Raw genomic sequence first — 19667 nt, 5'->3', positions numbered from 1 at the left:
GACATAGAGGAAGTCTGTACCTCTCACTACGGCGCGAGGCCCGTCATGGGGCTTCGCGCTGTCGATCTCTGCGGATCAAATCAAAATCGAGGATGATATGTCTGTCAGAATTACCCACACCGAAGGAGAGTCCAACACTTCGGGTGCGCGTAAATCGTGGCAGAAGTCCTCAATCGGGCCACGATCTGCGCCTTTGCTGAAACGCGACGCGGATGTGTTCCTGCATCAAAGCTTGTCCAGTCCCTGTGTGAGCACGATCGCCAAGGCCGAGGGCATTTGGATCGAGGATCTGGATGGCCGCCGGTATATGGATTTTCACGGCAACTCGGTCCATCACATCGGCTATGGCCACCCGCGCCTGGTCGAAGCGATCAAGACGCAGCTGGATGACCTGCCATTTGCACCGCGCCGGTTCACCAATGATCCGGCGGTGGAGCTGGCCGAAAAACTGGCTGAAATCGCGCCCGGTGACCTTGGAAAGACGCTATTCACCACCGGTGGTTCGGATGCCAATGAAGTGGCTCTGAAAATTGCGCGCGCCGCGACTGGCCGGTTTAAGACAGTCAGCTTCTGGGATGCATTTCACGGGGCCGGTTTCGGTGCGGCGTCGGTGGGAGGTGAGGCGACCTTCCGCAGTCATATCGCGGGGCCTTTGATTCCTGGGGCCGAACATGTCGCGCCTTTTGCCTGCTATCGCTGCCCTTATAACCATGCGGGTCCCGAAACCTGCGGTCTGGCCTGCGCCAAGATGGTCGAATACGTCCTTGAGCGCGAAGGCGATATTGCCGCCGTTATCGCGGAACCGATGCGGGCAGTGCCCTATGTCCCCCCGGCGGGCTTCTGGCAAGCGGTGCGCGAGGCGTGCAACAAACACGGCGCGCTGCTGATCATGGATGAAATTCCCACGGGTCTGGGCAAAACAGGCAAAATGTTTGCCTTTGAGCATGACGACATCGTGCCCGACATCGTGACCCTTGGTAAAGCACTGGGCGGAGGCATCCTGCCCATCGCTGCCTGTGTCGCCCGCCGCGATCTCGATGTGTGCGGAGATTTTGCTATTGGGCACTATACGCATGAGAAGAACCCGGTCACTGCCCGCGCTGCTCTGACTACGATCCAGATCATTGAGGAAGAAGGGCTTGTCGATCGCGCCGCCGATTTAGGTGCCCACGCGATGGACCGGCTTGAAAGCGAATTGGCGCAGGTTGAGATCGCAGGAGATATCCGCGGGCGCGGCCTTATGTTCGGGATCGAGATTGTCAAAAACCGTGCCACCCGCGAAGCCGACAATGCCTGCGCCGAGCGTATCTACTATGCCTGCCTGAACGCTGGGGTCAGTTTTAAGATCAGCCAGGGCTGCGTGCTGACTCTATCCCCGCCATTGACCATTGGGCGGGACGATCTGGATCATGCTCTGGATATTGTCATCACCGCAATTCGGGATCAGACCTGACGTTGTGGGGTCGCACGTTTTGTCGTTAGCGCAGCTGTGCCGGTCGGTGCGCGTTTGGCTTGTCGGCCTCAGAGAGCCAGTCAAATAGCACTTTGGCGCGATCCGAGGCCTGATTGTGCAGAACGACATAGAAATCCAATGGGGACGAAACCGTCTCGGGTATGAGTTTGACCAGCTTGCCCGATGCGATCAGCTCGGACGTAAGGCCTTCCCAACCCAACACTGCCCCCATGTCATCCTGCGCGGCCTGCAGTGCGATGACATAGTTGTTGACGCGGTGCGCGGCCTTCAGTTTCGCCGTGTGCCCGAGCGCGCGTAGCCATTCCTGCCAATCCGTCCAGCCACTGTCAGCCGCTTCAAGATAGATCAGGGGGATATCCGCGACGTCCGCAGGAGACCCAAGCTGATGTTGCTCGGCAAAACGCGGGCTGCCAAGGGCCATGATCTGGTCGTGAAACAGGGCACGGCAAAGGCCGGAATCCTGATCCATGTGACCGTAGTGGATGCTCAGGTCGCAATCGGATGGGCTGATGTCCTGATCGCTGACGATCTGGGCCACCGAAATATGCGGATGGCTTTTCCAGAACTGCGCCAGACGGGGTGTCAGCCATAGCGAGCTGACAGCTGTGGTTGAACGTATCGTAACCGATGACCGCCCGTGATGTGCCCGCAGTTGCCCAACGGCCTCATTGATACCCTCGAAACCGCGTTGCAAAGCCACCAGCAAGTAAGCCCCGCTTTCCGATAGTTCGACACCACGGTGAAAGCGATGGAAAAGATCGCAGCGCAGCTCCTGTTCGAGGCTTTTGATCTGATGGCTCACGGCCGCAGGGGTCACGTTCAACTCTTTTGCTGCGGCTTTGAAGCTGACGTAGCGCGCGGCAGCTTCAAAACTGACCAAAGACGTCATCGGAGGCATATCGTAAGGTCGTTTGGGCAATTTCACCTCGTATAACGTCTGCTGCGGTTGCTTGTATTACAAGCACAGAGTGTAGTTTAGAGTTATTTCAAGTAATCCAAGGTGAGATTTTTTGCAATTGCGCAGATCGCAGGACCAACCAGAATAAGGCCGATTCACGAAGGGCGTTGTGGAGCTATGCCTGACGATTCCTGTGCAGAAACGAAACCTATGGTGACACCGGCGTTGCCAAAGAGCTTTTGAAGGAAAACAAAATGAAATCACATGCCAAAGTGGTGGTTGTCGGAGGCGGGTGCGTCGGGGCCTCGATCCTCCATGGGCTGACCGAGCATGGATGCTCGGACGCGGTTATGCTGGAGCGAACTACGCTGACCTCTGGTTCGACATGGCACGCGGCCGGTTTGCTTGTGACTTTCGTGCGCTCGCACAACGTGTCGAAGATGACGATGGAAACCATCCGCATCTATACCGAGGTAGAAGAGAAGATGGGCAGCTCGGTCGGGCTGCGGAAGGTTGGCCAGCTGCGAGTGGCCAATACCGAGAAGCGCTGGGATGAGTTTCAGTCCTATATCTCGATTGCCGAAGCCGCTGGGGTGCCCTGCAAGCTGCTGACCCCGGAAGAGATTGCCGAGGTGCATCCGCTGCTGAACCAGAGCCCGGATATCCGGGGCGGAATTTTGCACACCGAGGACGGCTATGTGAACCCAGCCGATATCACTATGGCGCTGGCCAAGCTGGCGCGTGATGCGGGGGCGACTGTCTACCAGAATACCGAGGCTCAGGCTTATGAGAAGCTTGAGAATGGTCATTGGAAAGTGACCACCAATCAGGGCGAGATCACGTGTGAGCATCTGATCTTTGCGACCGGGAATTACGCCCGCGAAAATGCGCGCCGCGTGGGGCTGGATCTGCCCTGTATCCCGATTGTCCATCAGTACTGGACGACCGAGACTGTGCCGCTTCTGAAGGAGCGCCGGGCGCAGGGTCTGCCCGAATTCCCGATCCTGCGGGATGAGGACTATGGCGCTTATCTGCGCGAAGATGTGGGCGGCATCCAGTTCGGCCCCTATGAGTTCACCAAAGACCTCAAACTGTTTGCCGAAGACCGCGTGCCGCCTGAGTTCGGGGCCGACCTGTTGCCCGAAGATTTCGATGCGGTGGAAACTCAGTGGGAGCGCGCCATTGAACGCGTACCCACTTTGGGAGAGGTCGGAATCAAGGCCAACACCCGTGGTCCGTTCCAGATGACCCCGGACGAGCTGCCTCTGGCTGGTCCCGCACCGGGGCACGAGAACCTGTGGCTGGCCGAAGGCATGCCCGGCGGCATCCTGTGGGGCGGCACTGTCGGCAACCGTCTTGCCAAGTGGATCGTCGATGGCGATCCAGGTATGGACATGTCGGAACTCGATCCGCGCCGGTTCTCGGACTACGCGTCGAAACGATGGACCATGGACAAGGTGCGCGAGACCTGGGGCACGCACATGGATGCGCACGTACCGGGTGAGGATTTTCCTAATGCGCGTCCGATGAAGACCGTGGGCAGCTATGATCTTCTGACTGCTCAGGGCGCGGTCTGGACCAGTTTCAATGGCTACGAATTCCCGCGCTGGTTTGCCAAATCGCCCGAAGAGGCAATCCCTGAACACAGCTTCCGACGCACCAACCATATGGAACTGGTGCAGGAAGAGGTGCGCCGCACGCGCGAAGAGGCTGGGTTCATCGAAATGTCCCCGATGACCAAATTCACCGTACGCGGGCCGGGGGCCGCTAAATGGTTGGACAGTTTGATGGCTAACAAGCTGCCCAAAGTGGGCCGCATGACCCTGTCGCTGATGCTGAATGAAAAAGGCGGCATGGATGCGGAGTATACCGTTGTGCGGTATGCCGAGGATGACTTCTATCTGATCTCTACCCCGAATTGGCGCGCCTATAACTGGGATCAGATGCAGCGTTTGTTGCCCAAAGATGGCTCGGTCATCATGGAAGATATCTCGGAGCAACTGGGCGTGATCGCTCTGGCCGGACCCAAGATACGTGAGATCCTGCAGCCCCTGACCGACAACGATCTGTCGAACGAGGCTTTCCCGTGGCTTTCGGCACAGATGGGAGAGGTGGGTTATGCCAAGGGTGTGCACCTGTTGCGTGTCTCGTACACCGGTGAGTTGGGATGGGAATTGCACCATCCGGTCGGATATAACCGCCATCTTGTTGATCTGTTGCTGAAGGCGGGCGTGAAGCCATTTGGCCTCGAGGCATTGGAGTCGATGCGCCTTGAGAAATCCTATCGCGCGATCAACCGTGAGATCTGCAAGGATCTGACGCCATACGAGGCAGAATTGGGCCGGTTCGTGGCCATGACCGAAAAGGTTGGCGGGCAGGTTTGTGAACGGGACTTCATTGGCAAAGCGGCGCTACAGAAACAGCAGGAAGAGGGTGGATACAATACCTTGGTCACGCTGAAGCTGCCGTTCTGCGACACCTCGGTGATGTTCGACGAAGGCGTTTATGCCGATGGCAAGCTCATCGGGCGGGTCACTTCTGGTGGGTTCTCGTACTATTGCAACCATGACATCGCGATGGCGCTGGTGCCGCAGGATATGACGGCGCCCGGCACCAGGATGCAGGTGCTGATTCACAATGAAATGCGCGAGGCAGAAGTGATCGACACCTGCGCCGTTGACCCCACCAGCGCCCGTGCGCGCGCCTGATCCGGAGGATTTGAAATGGCAGAAGCAAGAGCACGCTCAGGCCGTGGCGGAGGGCGCGCGGCACGGGTTCAGGCCCGCACCAACCCGCCTCCGGTCTACTTGTCGACGCTGAACCGCAAGGTTGGCCCGATTGATCTGCTCGGCCCCGAAGGCGTCGAGAAGATCCACAACGCTGCGATGACGATCCTGGAAACCACCGGCATCGAGTTCCGCGATCCCGTCGCCTTGGCTGACTGGAAGAAATACGGTGCCGATGTGCAAGGCGAACGCGTGCGTATCGGGCGTGAGATGTTGATGGACCTGATCTCGGCTGTTCCGTCGGAATGGGGCTATGCTGCGCGCAACCCGGATCGCTCATTGCGGGTGGGTAACCAGCATTCGGTGTTTGCCAACGCCTACGGGGCACCATTTGTCTATGGTCTGGACGGCGTGCGCCGTCCCTCGGTGCTGGAAGATGCCCATAACTTCTTCAAGCTCAGCCAGATGAGCCAGTCGATGATGGTGCCCGGTATTCTGCCGGTGGAGCCGCAGGATGTTCCAGTGCCGCAACGCCATCTGGAGCTTGTTCACGCCGCGCTCACACTGACAGACAAGCCGATCAAAGGCTCGGTCCTGTCTGAGCAGGCGGCACGCGATTCAGTTGAGATGGCGCGCATCGTGTTCGGCGTGGATTTCGTGGACGAGAACGTGGTGATGGCCGCCCTGTTGAATTGCAACACGCCTCTGGTCTGGGATGAGACCATGTTGCAGAGCCTGCGCGTCTATGCGGCGGCCAACCAGCCCTGTCTGCTTTCGCCCTTTGTTCTGGCCGGTGCCAGCACACCTGCAAGCCCGCAGGGGGGTGTGGCGCTGCTAATTGCGGAATCTCTGGCGGGCATGGCTTATAGCCAGATCATACGGCGCGGAGCTCCGATGGTGCTTGGTGTCGCGATTATGGGTGTATCAATGAAGACAGGCGCGCCGATGATGGGCTCACCTGAACCCGGTCTGATGAACTTACTGGTGGGGCAGATGGCACGGTTCTACGGGGTGCCGTGGCGAACTTGTACGATGTGGACCGGATCGAAGTCACCGGACATGCAAGCCGCGTTTGATACCGCAAACACCATGTGGCCGGTGCTGCTAGGCGGCGCGAACTATATTGTCCATTCGGCGGGGTTCCTTGAGGGCGCGCTGGGCGTAAGTTATTCCAAATGGGTGCAGGACGCGCTGCAGCTGGAAAACTTCCACCGCTTCTTTAGCGGCTTGCAAGATGAGAATCTGGATGCGCTTCTAGGCGATATTGATCAGATCGGACCCGGCGGGCACTTTTTGGGAACCGACCACACGCGCGAAAATCCGATGCATATGAACCACCTGCAAAACAACGATAGTTTTGAACAGTGGGAAGCTGAGGGTTCGAAAACGGCTGAGATTGTCGGCACGGAAGAAGCAGAGCGTATGCTGAGAAACTATGTTCAGCCTCCGATGCCCGACGATCGACGCGGGGCGCTGGACGAGTTTGTCGCCAAAAAACGTGCGGAATACAGCGCGTGACGCGATAACAAGAGGCACATCGGTGCCTCTTTCAGCCACACAAGGACAGGATTCAGCGAATGACCGAAATCTCGACGAAAACGCTCTCACTTCAAGAGGTGCGGGAGTTTGCCAAATCCGTCCTTGTGGCTGCCGGGATGGACGATGGGGGCAGTGAGCTGATCTCTGAGATCGTCACCAAATCCGAGCGTGATGGACCGCGCAGCCATGGTTTGCGCATGCTGCCGGTCTATGTACAAAGCTTCACCTCGGGCTATGCCAACCCCGCCGCCAATCCCAAAGTCGAACGCATCGCACCCGGTGTGCTGCGCGGAGATGCAGATAACGGCTATTACCAGATTGCTGCGGCGTTGGCTCTGGGCGAGCTGATCGGAATGGCCCGCGAGAACGGCATCGCAGCGTTTACTTGTGCCAACAGCCATCACCTTGCCGGTTTGCGCTTTGATACCGAACCGCTGGCTGAGGCCGGGTTGGTTGCGCTGGGCGTCGTGAACTCTCTGTCGATGGTGGTGCCGCAGGGTGGTGTGCGCCCGGTCTTCGGTACCAACCCGATGTCGTTTGCCTGTCCGCGCGAAGGCGCGGCGCCGATTGTCTGGGATCAGGCGTCTTCGATGGTGGCATTGATGGATATCCGCATGGCCGCGGCCGAAGGGCACGACCTGCCGCATGCAGCCGGGCTCGACCCCGAAGGCCAACCCAGCACCGATCCGAACGCCATCCTCGAAACCCGTAGCCTGTTGCCATTTGGCGAGCATAAAGGGGCCGCGATTGCCTTCTTGATCGAGGTTATGGGAGCAGCCTTGGCAGGGGGCACTCTGTCGGTCGATAACGCAGATCGCGAAGCGCACGGAGCGCTGAATATCAAGGGCGGATCCACCTTGATTGCCATTGACCCGAAACGGTTCGGGAACGTAGCGTTTGACGACTACGTCAAGCGTATCTGCGCCGAGATCGAAGGCAACGGCGCGGCCCGAGTGCCCGGCGATGGACGGTTGAAGAACCGTGCTGCATCAGAAGCCGAGGGCGTTCGCGTCAGCACCGAATTGCTATCTCAACTGGATGCGCTGCGGTAAAGGGTTACGAAATGACGGGCGTGGTGGTAATCGGCGGTGGCGTCGTGGGCATTTCCTGTGCCTTGGCGCTGCAATCGCAGGGGCATGCGGTCACGGTTGTTGAACCCGGGCCGGTCGGTGAAGGGGCCAGTTGGGCCTCGTGCGGGTGCATCGCTGTTGGTGAAGTTGTGCCTTTGTCCCAACCGGGCATGCTGATGAAAGTCCCCGGTTGGTTGCTGCATCCGGAGGGGCCATTGGCCCTGCGTCCGGCTTCAACTCTTCGTCTGCTGCCATGGTTTGCTCGTTTCGCTGCCAATGCGCGCCCCGCCAAGATGCGGGCCATCGCGGCAGATTTGGCGCGCCTGACCTTTGCCGCCACCGATGATTTCAAGGCTCAGCTGGCAGATATCGGTCAGCCAGAACTTCTGGTTGAGCGACCGGTGATCAAGCTGTTTGACGATGATACCGATCGCGCAACCATGGCAGCAGCTTTCGATCTGGCACGAGAGTTGGGGTGCACGATAGATGAGGTTTCTGGCCGCGAGGCTCATGACATTGATCCCGCCATTGCGCCTGATTTCAAACACGCTGCTCTGCTGCGTGACTGGAGTTTCGTGACCGACCCCAAGAAGCTGGTCGAAGCGCTGCATCGGGCCCTTGTCAGCCGCGGCGGCACGGTTGCGCATGGCGCGGCAGATACTTTTCAGCGCGAGGGCCGAACGGTTAAAGCCGTAAAACTTCGCGATGGCCAAGCCTTGCAAGCGGATGAGTTTGTCCTCGCGGCGGGCACGCATTCGCGTTACCTAGCGCAGCAATTGGGCGTTTCGATCCAGCTGGAAGGCGTTATCGGCTATTCCACCGCGCTGCACGATACTGGCTGCGATCTGGCGCACACAGTTTTTTACGCCAAGGGCGGTTTCGGTATTACGCCTTATGAGGATGCGCTGGCAGTGGCCGGAACCATCGAATTTGCCGAGCTGACAGCGAAACCAAATTGGAACCGCGCAGACATTCTGGTCAAGCGCGCGAAACGCGTGCTTCCGGACCTTAGAGTCGAAAATGCCGAACGTCGCATGGGTCGTCGCCCGTTCACTCCGGATACACGACCCATTATCGGGCGCAGCGGACGGTTGGCGAACGTCACCTTCGCCACCGGACATGGCCAGTTGGGGCTGACCCTGGGTGCAACAACCGGGCGTCTGGTTGCGGATGAGATCGCGGGTCGGAGGCCGGGGATCGACCTTCAGGCGTTTAGCCCCGACAGGTTCTGAGGCCCAGTTCTCAGGGCAGGCTCAGCTTTGCCATCCGTCCACCGTCGACCGTGTAGATTTGGCCGGTAATAAACCCGCTTTCATCTGCTGCGAGGAACGCAGCCAGCGCAGCGACCTCTTCGGGTTTTCCGGTCCGGGCAACCGGATGGATTTTTCCGATGTCGCGGCGAAATGCCTTTGGGTCGGGCATGGAGTCGATAAAGTCGAGATTCAGATCGGTATCGATCCATCCCGGGGCGATGGCATTGCATCGGATGCCCTCATGCCCATGATCGATGGCAACGGCGCGCGTTAGCCCGTGCAACCCTGCTTTCGAGGCGCAATAAGCCGCGTGGCCGGGATTGCTGCCTAGCCCTTCGATGGACCCGGTATTGACAATGCTGCCCCGCGTCTTCCGCAGATGGGGCAGGGCAGCCCGGATCATCAGGAATGGTGTAGTCAGGTTGACGGTCAAGGTTCTCTGCCAGTCTTCCAGGCTCATATCCTCGACGCAGGCCTCTTGCATCATCCCCGCGTTGTTGATCAGAACATCCAATTGCCCTGTGCGAGCGATCACCTCTACCACCACCTGACCGGGAGAGTTGGGGTCGGTGAAGTCGGCTGCGATCCCCTCGAACCTGTCATCGTTGCCGCGTTGCGCCGTAATCACGCGCGCACCTTCCTCGGCCAACCGAACCGCGATGGCTTGCCCGATCCCGGAGCGGCCACCTGTGACCAGAGCTACCTTGCCGTCAAAGCGCCTCATGCAACCGGCTTCCCGCCATTGACCTCGACCAGCGTGCCGCACATATAGCGCGCCGCATCTGAAGCGAGGAACAGAACAACATCCGCGATGTCCTCAGGTTCGGCAATCCGTCCCAAAGGAACGGTCTTGCCCAGCTCAGTCACCGCCTCGTCGGGGTCGAACCCACGTTTGGCGAAGCCCGAGCGCAGCATTGGTGTGTTCACCTCATTCGGGCAGACGGCGTTGATGCGAATACCCTGATGCGCGTGGTCCATCCCCATGCATTCGGTCAGCGAGGCAATCGCTGCCTTGGTCATGCAATAGAGCGCATGGTTCGGCCCCGGAGCCTTGCCACCCCAGCACGATGCAGTGTTGACGATGGCCCCGCCGCCCGTCTCAGCCATCAATGGGATGGCGGCGCGGCAGACCCGGAACGGAGCTTCGACATTCACGCCCATGGACAGCGCCCAATCCGCATCCGAGGTCTCGGTGACGGGCCCCCGCGTGATCACACCGGCATTGTTTATGACGATATCCAGCCCACCCAAAGCCTGACGTGCCTTGGCGGCCAGTTGGTCGCAATAGGTTGGTTCGAGCAGATCGCCGGGCAGATGGGCATCCGCTTCAATGCCGTCGGTGCACCGATCAGCGACTGCCACCTGCGCACCCTGTGCGCGCAGCTGTTTGACGATGGCTTGCCCAATGCCACCGGCCGCACCAGTGACCAGCGCTTTCTTACCCTGAAACACGTCTTACTCCTCCCAGCTTGCAGCGGCTTGTCCCAGCAGGTCCCGGTGCATCGTCACGCCGAGGCCCGGCAAATCGGGCGGCAGGACACCGCCGTTTTGGATAGGGGCGTTGAAAGCTCCGGTCTGGATCGTCACCATATCACGCGGGTCCAGCACGCAGCGTAACAGGCGTTCAGGGACGGTCGCACCCATGTGGAAGATTGATGCGGCAGAGAGCGTCGATCCCACGGTGTCCTGTACGCTGATCGTCAACCCAGCTGCGCGGCAGATATCACGCTGGCGGCGCGCGGGGGTCAGGCCTCCCGCCTTTGAGATTTTCAGCCCGATGCCATCGGCCACGTCCAGCGCGACCAGCTTGGCAATATCGCCGTCGTCCTGCGCCAGCTCGTCCAGAATGATCGGAACATTGCAGCGCTGGCGCAAAGACACGGTCTCGCGCCATGTGGCACAGGGGGCCTCCAGCACAAAATCCAGCCCGTTCGGAAGTGCACGTAACATCCGCAAGGCTGTTTCAGGGATCAGGCCACCATTCGCATCTACGATGAAATACTCACCCGGCTGGCGATCTGCCAGCGCGGCCGCAATACGTTCCGCATCTAGTGCGGGCCCCCCTTCAGAATCCAGCGCGCCCACTTTGACCGAATGGCCCATATAACCCATCGCCCGATGCTCGGCGACACGGGTGCGCATATCTTCGGGCGTGCCCGCATAGATTGAGCTAATCACGGGCAACCGATTTCCTGTCGCACCACCCAGCACCTTATAGACCGGCAAGCCGACCGATTTTCCGAACAGATCCCAGCAGGCCAGATCGATCGCCGATTTCGCGTGATTGTGCCCCAGCAGGGCCTCGTCCATCGCGTCGTTGATCCGGTCCACATCGCGCGGATCGCGTCCGATCAGGTAGGGCACGATTTCTTCGATACCGGCGCGGGCGCCGCGCGCATGTGCAGCGATGTAGTTGGGGCCAAAGGGGGTGGACTCGCCCCAACCCTCGGTGCCGTCATCCGCTGTGATGCAGACGATAACACTATCAAACCCAGTATAGATGCGCCCGCCGGACAGCTCGTACGAGCCGCCCGTATAGGGCAGGTGCAGTTCAAAAAGCTCGATCGTTTTTATCTTCATGACGTCACCTGCGGCGGGATCAGCACCAGTTGCCCAGTGTGCTTCTTGGCCAGAAAATCTTCCTGAGCCTCAGCGATGTTGCGCAGCGGATAGGTCTTGGCAACGACGGGGCGAATTTCTCCGGCTTCGATGTATTTCACGAGGTTTTCGAACACGATGTCTTCCTGAAAGGTACAGCCAAAGAGCGTGAGATCTTTTAGATAAAGCGTGCGCACGTCGATCTCGCAGATGGGACCTGCAATAGCTCCGGCCGTGGCATAGCGCCCACTTCGGCGCAAAACATCCAGCAGGCTGGGCCATTGCGGACCGGCCACCAGATCGATGACGACGTCAATTGATCCTTCACCCAATTCCGCCACCAGATCGGCATTGCGATCCAGGATACGATCAGCCCCCAGCGCCCGCACCGCTTCAGCCTTCGCAGCCGAGCACAGCGCAACTATCTGTACGCCGCGTCGCTTTGCCAATTGCACGGCAGCCGAACCCACACCGCCCGAAGCGCCGGTGATCAGAACAGTTTCTGCCTCAACACCTGCACGATGCAGCATTCCTTCGGCGGTGGAATAGGCGCAGGGGATTGCGGCCAGTTCCACATCGTCCCAGTCACAGTTCACCGCATGGGTTTCCTGCGCAGGTGCCACGCAGAACTGGGCAAAGCCGCCGTCGCATTCGCTGCCGAGGGTCCAGCACTCGTATGGACGGTAATCTACGTAGGTTCGCAGCATGTTCCGCACGATCACGCGCTCACCGATGCGGGTGGGATCTACGCCTTCTCCAATCGCGGCGACATAGCCGCAGACATCCGCGCCTTGGATGCGGGGAAAGGTCAGGGGCGTGCCGGACCAACTGGCGTCGCTATCATCAACCGTGTCAAAGCCCGAGGCCCCGCCTGTGTTTGTATCCTCGGTCACCGCCTTGGAGTACCAGCCGATCCGGGTGTTGATGTCTGTATTGTTCACACCCGCTGCTGCGACCCGGATCAGGACCTCACCGAGACCGGGTTGCGGGACGGGTATGTCGGACCGGTAGTCTAGCATCTCGATACCGCCATGACCGGTCAACAGGACGGCGTGCATGGTTTCGGGGATCATGAAGCTCTCCTTAGAACGAAGCGACTGGCGTGCCGAATTTGGTCTCATCCGGGATGATGCCCAGGCCCGGTCCAGTCGGGCACTGAATATGGCCGCCTACAATGGAGATGCCGTTTTCGGGATCATAGTTGCCTTCGATATAAGGTGCGGCGAGCCATGCGCCTTCCATCAGGGTGGGGCGAACAGTTGCTGCAATCTGAGTGCAGGCAGCCGCGATGATGTCGCCGCCCCAGCTGTCATCGCAGGTATGTGGCAGGTTGCGGGCTTCGCAGATATCCCGGAACGTTCGCATATGTTGCAGGCCACCTATGCGTGTCACCTTCATGCCAAACCCGTCGACCAGCCCTGTTCCGGCGGCAGAGATCACAGTGTTCAGGTCAACGCTGTTTTCATCCATATAGATGCCATGGGTGACTTGCGGGCGGATTTTCTGCAGGTCCTGATAGGTGTTGCAGGGTTGTTCCATGATGAACGGGATGTCGGGGCATTCCCGGCTGACGCGCAGGGCGTCGCGGGTGGTCCAGCCCCGGTTGCCATCCACGGCAAGGCGCATACCGGTTCCGCCGATGACTTCCCAGACTTTGCGGATGGTTTCGATATCGATCTCGACGGGGCGTCCGCCGACCTTGATCTGCAGGCGGGGATAACCCTCGGCCAGCTTCTCTTTGGCGAGACCTGCGATATCGTCTGGCGCGCCTACACCCGTAGCGTAGTAGGATGGTACCCGATCTGTCTGCGCCCCACCCAGCAGGTCGGCAACATTGACGTCCAGTCTTTTGCCGATCAGGTCATGGGCGGCAATGTCGATGGCCGCTTTGGCATAGTTGTGCCCATTCAGCAGCCCGTTCATCCGGTGATGCAGCGCAACCGGCCAAAGGTCGGCTCCGATCAAACCTCTGGCCATCTCTGTCAGAGCGGCGCGGGCCCCACCCGCATGCGCCTCGGCATAGGTGGGACCTACTGGACAGGTCTCACCCCAGCCAGAGGTTCCATCCTCAGCCACCAGTTTGACCAGCGTAGTGTCCAGAGCCCAGACCTCGGCATTGGCCATGGTGTATGGACCGTTCTTCACCGGCAGATCATGTGCGTAGATGTGGATTTCCTTGATCTTCACGTCGGTTCCTTTGTCCTTGTCCGGGTGCCGGTCTATCTAATATCGGCAGAAGTCAGCAGCGCACGAGCGCAGCGTATCGTGGCAATGGTTGCGGGTTCGACGCCAAGCAATCGGGCGCCTTCAGTCAGCCCTTCGTGCAGAATAAACAGAGCTTCGGACAGGGCCTCGATATCGCAATCTGGTGCGACTCGTGACAGCCGTGCGCGGAACATGTCGCGGACATGCGCCTTGTGCGTTTCGACTGCCATCCGGATCGCCTGGCTTTCGGGATAGGCCGCCAGTGCGTTGCGAAACAGGCAGCCGGTGTTTGAAATCTCATGCAGCCAATCCGACAGTCGAACGAGGACATGCAGCACATGTTCTGCACCAGTTGCATCGTCCTGACCGATCCAATCAGAATAGGTCGCGTCCCTGTGCTTCAGCGCGCCTATGACCATCGCCTCGCGGCTGGGGAAGTATTTGTAAAGCGTCCGCAGCGAAACGTTTGCACCTTCGCGCAGCGCTTCTACACCTTGCGTCGCAAAGCCCATCTCAGAGAACTGTCGGTCCAGGTTTTCCGCGATCTGATGCTGTGTGTCGTTCATGAGATCATGGTAGAGTGATCGTTCTACCTTTGACTTGAAGAATTACGACACGGACCTCTACGCGACCGACAAGAGAACCGCTTCAACACGGCAGGTTTTCTGGGCACGGCAGCGCGATGCAGTTGGTCATCCAGAAGGTACGCAAGATCGCCGCTTGGCGTTTCAGACTTGTATCGTCAGGCTGGTGTTTTTTGCTTCAACAGATAATCACGCACCACACCGGCCAGCATCGAGCGGTTGTCTTCAATCGCCATATTGCGTTGACCCTTATCGGCTTCTTCATCCGTGAGAACAGTGCCGCGCCGGGTCTCCAGCAGATTGCTGGCGTAAGCTTTTGCGAATTCCGGATGGCCCTGCACAGTCACGGCAAAGCCGGGATACCACAGCGCGCCGTTCTCGCAGAATTCGGTTGATGCGATGGTCACCGCACCTTCGGGTTTCTCTTCGACCTGATCCTGATGATAGGCTTGGATGGCAATCTTATTGGGTGCCTCGCCCAGTTCGGTCGGCCAGTCGGCAGTGGTTGGATACTCATGCACACCAAGGCCCCAACCTTTGTTGGATTTGCGTACCACTCCACCCAGGGCCTGCGCGATGATCTGGTGGCCGAAGCAAATGCCGAACATCAACCTGCCGGCGTCGCGCGTATTGCGAATGAACTCTTCCAGCGGCGGGATCCAGGCGTGATCCTCATAGGCGCCGAACTTTGATCCGGTGATCACCCAGAGATCGGCCTCTGCCGGGCTGGCAGGAAATTCCTCGTCCAGAACGGCATAAGAAATGAATTCGGCATCCACATCGCCAAGCCATTGCTGCACCATGCCGGGATAGTCGCCATGTACCGGGGCCAGCGTTTCGGGCGGTCGGCCGGTTTCAAGGATACCAATGCGAATTCTGTGATCGCTCATCATACTCTCCTGACCGGCAGCCCATACCATGCATAGATCAGCGTGAACATCGCAGGTTGAAAGTGTTCCGGTTCAAATTTTCGAAAGGGTAGAATCATTACATCTGGGGCTTGGGGGCCGCGTTCAATATCTGCGTTGCATCGCATCTCTGCAAACAGTTGCGTGGTTACAACCGGCTGAGGTAATAGGTATATTCTGCGGGTGTGATGGGATCCTGAATGGCAGCGATCTCATTCCGTTTCACGGTCGCGTAGAGATTGCGATAATCGCCAAATATGTCCTGCGCAATTGATGAGGCCTCGAAACGTGCAACTGCGGATAGCCAGTCATGATCCAGCGGATTGGCGGGCACGCATTCGGGGTCATCCAGTGGGCGCTGCAAGGCAGGCGCATTCTCAAGACCATGCATCATGCCACCCAGAATGGCGGCCATAGCGAGGTAGGGGTTTGTGTCCGCGCCGCTGATCCGATGCTCCAGACGCGCGCTCGGGCCGTTGGTTTCGGGTAGGCGGACCGAGGCAGCCCGGTTGTCCAGACCCCAGTCAGGTGCCGCCGGGGCGAAGCTGTTGGGGCGGAACCGGCGATAGGAATTGCCATGAGGCGCAAAGATGGCCTGCAGGTCGCGCATGCTGTCCACCACACCTGCCACAGCGTTGCGCAGGGTCTGCGAAATTTGTTCCCCGTCGCCCGGCGTGAAGATGTTGTTGCCGCCCTTGTCCACGACCGACGCATGCACATGCATCCCATTACCGGGGTAATCCAGATAGGGCTTGGCCATAAAGGTGGCCTCGAACCCGTGGCTGGCGACAACACCGCGTACCAAACGGCGGAACAGGATCGCGGTTTCGGCTGCTTCCAATACGTCGTCTGTATGGTGAAAGTTGATCTCGAATTGGCCGGGGCCATATTCTGCGATCAGGGTGTCGGTGGCCAAGCCCTGAGCTGCGCTGGCAGACAGGATATCGTTCAGGATCGCTTCGCGCCGCGCCAGAAGTTCCATGTCGTAATTCTGGGCGTCAGGGCTGAAAGCGGGTGGGGTAGGTGCCTCGAACCGTTCATTGCGGGCGCGCAGGACGTAGAACTCCAACTCGGTTGCAACGACCGGGCGCCAACCTTTTTCATCAAATCGGTTCCAGACCGAGCGGAGAATCTCGCGCGGGGAATGCGGGCTGATGTTTCCCTGCATATCGGTCATTTCCACCAGGACCTGAGCCACGTTTCCGTTAAGCCATGGGGCTGGACGCAGAGTGCCTTTGACAGGTGTCAGAAGGCCGTCGGGGTCGCCGACCTCAATGCCAAGACCGGTATTTTCGACTTCATTGCCCATGATCGCGGGTGCGTAAGTCGAAAGGGGTAGACGAACGGCCCCTTTCTCCAGTTTTCCCACGTCATCGCCGGGCAACCATTTCCCTCTCAGGACCGCATTGATGTCGCATAACAGCAATTCGATCCTGTCGGGGGTGCCATGAGTTTGACAATGATCTGCATATTCTTTGGCAAAACTCATGCTGCTTGCTCCGCCATTTGTTCTTCTTTCTGGCGCTTTCTGACCGCTTGTTTGTTCAGAAGAGATGCAGTGATCGTGCCGACGGTGACCAAGCAAATCAGAATTGTCGACAGCGCGTTTATCTCGGGGCTCACGCCCAGACGGACCGAGCTGAAGATCTTGATCGGCAATGTGGTCGACGACGGGCCAGCCACGAACGAAGCGATCACCAGATCGTCCAGCGACAAGGTCAAGGCAAGCAGCCAGCCAGAAATGACCGCCGGGGCAATGATCGGCAGCGTCACCGATCTGAACGCATCGAAGGGAGTACAGCCCAGATCGAGCGCCGCCTCTTCCACGGACCGGTCAAAGCTGACCAGACGCGAGCTGACAACGACAGACACGTAACACATCGAAAATGTGGTGTGCGCCAGAACGATCGTCAGGATACCGCGATCCAGCCCGATCGAGATGAAGAGCAGCAGCAATGACAGTCCGGTGATCACCTCGGGCATCACAAGCGGCGCATAGATCATGCCCGAAAACAGGGTGCGTCCAAAAAACCGCCCTCCGCGCACCAGTACGTAGGCCGCCATCGTGCCCAATACAGTCGCTGCGATAGAGGACGCGAGCGCAACCTTCAGCGTCACGATGGCTGCATCAAGGAACGCCTCGTTTCTGAAGACCTCTCCGTACCATTTGGTCGAAAACCCGCCCCAGACGGTGACAAGCCGCGATTCATTGAAGCTGTAGATGATCAGGATGATCATCGGCAGGTACAGAAATGCAAACCCAAGCGTAAGCGAGGTCGCGTTGAACCATGTCAAACGTCTCATTGCTCGGACTCCATCATCTTTTGCTCGTTGCGCTGATAGAGGACGATCGGGATGATCAGGATCAGCAACAAGACCACAGCCACAGCGCTTGCCACTGGCCAGTCGCGGTTCGAGAAGAACTCTTCGAACAGAACCTTACCGATCATCAGGGTTCCGGATCCACCCAGAAGCGATGGGATGACAAACTCACCCAGAGCCGGGATGAACACGAGGAAGCATCCCGCGATGATGCCGGATTTTGATAAGGGAACCGTGATCAGCCAAAACGCTGATGTGCGCGAGCAGCCAAGGTCTTCTCCGGCTTCAAGCAGTGAACCATCCAGCTTTTCCAGCGTTGAATAGATTGGTAGGATCATGAACGGGCAGTAGGTGTAGACGATACCGATATAGACCGCCCAATTGGTGTTCAGGATCGTCAGCGGTTCACCGATCATACCCAGCCACATCAGAAATTGATTCAGCAGCCCTTCCTGACTCAGGATTCCCATCCAGGCATAAACGCGGATCAGAAAGCTGGTCCAGAACGGCAGGATCACCAGCATCATCAGGGTCGGGCGCCATTCGTCCGGGGCATTGGCCATCGCGTAGGCAATCGGAAAGCCTATCAACAGGCACAGGAAGGTCGATATCGCCGCGATCCGAAGGCTGGACAGGTAGCTTTTCCAATAAAGATCGTCTGTGGTCAGGAACACAAAGTTCTCGAAATCCAGTTCCGAGAAGAACTCTTTTATCGCGCTCCAGCCGCCCGCCAAATCCAGAGTCGGTGTGTATGGGGGTATCGCGAGCGCGATATCGGACAGGGAGATTTTGAGAACGATCCCGAACGGGATCAGGAACAGCACCAACAGCCATATGTAGGGCACTGAAATCAGGAACAAACGCCTATAGTTCATGTCTCGTCCCCGTTACCGATCCAGCACGATGCCGGCTGTTTCGGTCCAGGACAGCCAGACCTCATCGTCCCAGGTGAGATCCCGTCGGGCGATACGACGATTATTTGCTGTTTGCGCTTTCACCATTGCGCCGTTGGGCAGCTCAACCTTGTAGGTCGAAATATTGCCGAGATATGCAATGTCATGGACCTTGCCCTGAACCACATTGGTGCGGCCATCCGGGCGTTCTTTGCTGATCGCCACTTTCTCGGGTCGGATGGCGAAGGTGCATCGGGCTTCAAGCTCGGGTGCGTGCGGGCATTCAGCGACAAGTGGGGCCTGTCCTTCGGACCAGTGAAGCTCGGTCTTGCCGTCTCCTCGAGGTTTGGCGTTTCCTTCGATCAGGTTCACGTCGCCAATGAAATCCGCCACATAAACCGAATTTGGAGTTTCGTAGATGCGATCTGGAGTTTCGACCTGCACCAGTTCGCCATGGTTCATGACTGCAATGCGACTGGCGACCGTCATTGCTTCTTCCTGATCGTGCGTGACGATCACGAAGGTGGTGCCGGTCTGCTCCTGAATGTCCATCAGTTCGAATTGGGTATCCTGGCGCAGTTTCTTGTCCAGCGCGCCCAGTGGTTCGTCCAGCAAAAGCAGCTTGGGCGCCTTGGCCAACGATCGAGCCAACGCGACCCGCTGTCTCTGACCGCCAGAAATCTGATGTGGTTTTCGTTTTGCAAATTTGCCAAGCTGAACGAGGCTCAGCATCTCCTCAACGCGCGCGGCAATCTGATCCTTTGGCATCTTGTCGCGTTTCAGGCCGAACGCGATGTTATCCCAGACCGAAAGATGTGGGAAAAGGGCGTAGCTTTGGAACATCATGTTCACAGCACGCTTGTTTGGGGGGATGCTGGCCATGTCCTGACCATCAATCGTGATTACACCTTTTGTGGGTGTTTCAAAACCGCCCAGCATCCGCATCAGAGTTGTCTTGCCGCAACCCGAAGGGCCAAGCAATGCAAAGAATTCCTTGCGGTAGATATCCAGTGTGATGTCGTTGATCGCGGTGAATGCGCCAAAATTCTTGGTCACCGACTTAAACGAAATCAGTGGGGTTTCATCCGCATCTGTCCAGGGTGCAAAGACCGATGCGCTTGCCGGTTGGTTCATACTGAGTCCCTCCTTACGGAAACCGCCCGGCCCAGATTTGGGTCGGGCGGTCCGGATTGATCA

At 58.5% G+C, this 19667-nt stretch carries 17 protein-coding genes; 5 read left to right on the top strand and 12 right to left on the bottom strand.

The genetic code is table 11. The annotated features are described in order from the left end of the window. The first annotated feature begins 97 nt into the window (after positions 1 to 97). Complete coding sequence (pbfA, locus tag ACR0AZ_RS20375) at positions 98 to 1453, top strand: (R)-1-hydroxy-2-aminoethylphosphonate ammonia-lyase (RefSeq protein WP_480668143.1); 1356 nt, start codon at positions 98 to 100, stop codon at positions 1451 to 1453. A 25-nt stretch (positions 1454 to 1478) separates the two neighbouring features. On the opposite strand, the gene ACR0AZ_RS20370 is transcribed toward pbfA, so the two are convergent. Further along, positions 1479 to 2363, bottom strand: a complete 885-nt coding sequence (locus tag ACR0AZ_RS20370; protein ID WP_480668142.1) for a LysR substrate-binding domain-containing protein — start codon at positions 2361 to 2363, stop codon at positions 1479 to 1481. A 263-nt stretch (positions 2364 to 2626) separates the two neighbouring features. Here ACR0AZ_RS20370 and ACR0AZ_RS20365 point away from each other — a divergent pair, with 263 nt between their 5' ends. From ACR0AZ_RS20365 to ACR0AZ_RS20350, 4 genes are read left to right on the top strand one after another with little or no spacing between them, the layout of a single operon-like run. Continuing rightward, positions 2627 to 5080, top strand: coding sequence for a GcvT family protein (locus ACR0AZ_RS20365; RefSeq protein WP_480668141.1), 2454 nt, complete (start codon positions 2627 to 2629; stop codon positions 5078 to 5080). 15 nt (positions 5081 to 5095) lie between these two features. Continuing rightward, positions 5096 to 6616, top strand: a complete 1521-nt coding sequence (locus ACR0AZ_RS20360) for a trimethylamine methyltransferase family protein (RefSeq protein WP_480472046.1) — start codon at positions 5096 to 5098, stop codon at positions 6614 to 6616. 59 nt (positions 6617 to 6675) lie between these two features. Next, on the top strand, positions 6676 to 7689 hold the full coding sequence (locus tag ACR0AZ_RS20355) for an Ldh family oxidoreductase (RefSeq protein WP_480668140.1): 1014 nt from the start codon (positions 6676 to 6678) through the stop codon (positions 7687 to 7689). Between the two features lie 11 nt (positions 7690 to 7700). Next, the gene (locus tag ACR0AZ_RS20350) at positions 7701 to 8939 is read left to right on the top strand and encodes an NAD(P)/FAD-dependent oxidoreductase (RefSeq protein WP_480472044.1); all 1239 of its coding nucleotides are present in this window, start codon (positions 7701 to 7703) and stop codon (positions 8937 to 8939) included. Positions 8940 to 8949: 10 nt separating this feature from the next. On the opposite strand, the gene ACR0AZ_RS20345 is transcribed toward ACR0AZ_RS20350, so the two are convergent. From ACR0AZ_RS20345 to ACR0AZ_RS20295, 11 genes are all read right to left on the bottom strand, one after another. Beyond that, positions 8950 to 9684 carry an SDR family NAD(P)-dependent oxidoreductase gene (locus ACR0AZ_RS20345; protein ID WP_480472043.1) on the bottom strand — a complete coding sequence of 245 codons (735 nt, stop codon included), beginning with the start codon at positions 9682 to 9684 and terminating at the stop codon, positions 8950 to 8952. Beyond that, the gene (locus ACR0AZ_RS20340; protein WP_480472042.1) at positions 9681 to 10412 is read right to left on the bottom strand and encodes an SDR family NAD(P)-dependent oxidoreductase; all 732 of its coding nucleotides are present in this window, start codon (positions 10410 to 10412) and stop codon (positions 9681 to 9683) included. The genes ACR0AZ_RS20345 and ACR0AZ_RS20340 overlap by 4 nt, the downstream gene beginning before the upstream one ends. Before the next feature lie 3 nt (positions 10413 to 10415). Further along, a complete protein-coding gene (locus ACR0AZ_RS20335; protein WP_480472041.1) occupies positions 10416 to 11540 on the bottom strand; it encodes a mandelate racemase/muconate lactonizing enzyme family protein in 1125 nt (374 codons plus the stop codon). Further along, positions 11537 to 12631: an alcohol dehydrogenase family protein gene (locus ACR0AZ_RS20330; RefSeq protein ID WP_480472040.1), complete on the bottom strand. Its 1095-nt coding sequence runs from the start codon at positions 12629 to 12631 to the stop codon at positions 11537 to 11539. The genes ACR0AZ_RS20335 and ACR0AZ_RS20330 overlap by 4 nt, the downstream gene beginning before the upstream one ends. Before the next feature lie 10 nt (positions 12632 to 12641). Beyond that, positions 12642 to 13745, bottom strand: coding sequence for a mandelate racemase/muconate lactonizing enzyme family protein (locus tag ACR0AZ_RS20325; RefSeq protein WP_480472039.1), 1104 nt, complete (start codon positions 13743 to 13745; stop codon positions 12642 to 12644). Positions 13746 to 13777: 32 nt separating this feature from the next. Then, positions 13778 to 14329, bottom strand: a complete 552-nt coding sequence (locus ACR0AZ_RS20320) for a TetR/AcrR family transcriptional regulator (RefSeq protein ID WP_480472038.1) — start codon at positions 14327 to 14329, stop codon at positions 13778 to 13780. Between the two features lie 176 nt (positions 14330 to 14505). Further along, entirely contained in the window at positions 14506 to 15237 is a 732-nt protein-coding gene (locus ACR0AZ_RS20315) for a type 1 glutamine amidotransferase (protein ID WP_480668139.1), read from the bottom strand. A 166-nt stretch (positions 15238 to 15403) separates the two neighbouring features. Continuing rightward, a complete protein-coding gene (locus ACR0AZ_RS20310; protein ID WP_480472036.1) occupies positions 15404 to 16744 on the bottom strand; it encodes a glutamine synthetase family protein in 1341 nt (446 codons plus the stop codon). Then, entirely contained in the window at positions 16741 to 17559 is an 819-nt protein-coding gene (locus ACR0AZ_RS20305; RefSeq protein WP_480659598.1) for an ABC transporter permease, read from the bottom strand. Before ACR0AZ_RS20305 ends, ACR0AZ_RS20310 begins: the two co-directional genes overlap by 4 nt. Then, positions 17556 to 18452 carry an ABC transporter permease subunit gene (locus ACR0AZ_RS20300; RefSeq protein ID WP_480472034.1) on the bottom strand — a complete coding sequence of 299 codons (897 nt, stop codon included), beginning with the start codon at positions 18450 to 18452 and terminating at the stop codon, positions 17556 to 17558. Before ACR0AZ_RS20300 ends, ACR0AZ_RS20305 begins: the two co-directional genes overlap by 4 nt. A 12-nt stretch (positions 18453 to 18464) precedes the next feature. Further along, positions 18465 to 19604, bottom strand: a complete 1140-nt coding sequence (locus ACR0AZ_RS20295) for an ABC transporter ATP-binding protein (protein WP_480659599.1) — start codon at positions 19602 to 19604, stop codon at positions 18465 to 18467. Positions 19605 to 19667 lie beyond the last annotated feature (63 nt).

The sequence above is a fragment of the Ruegeria sp. BE3 genome (assembly GCF_056538865.1).
This window is presented reverse-complemented; position numbering and strand designations above follow the sequence as displayed.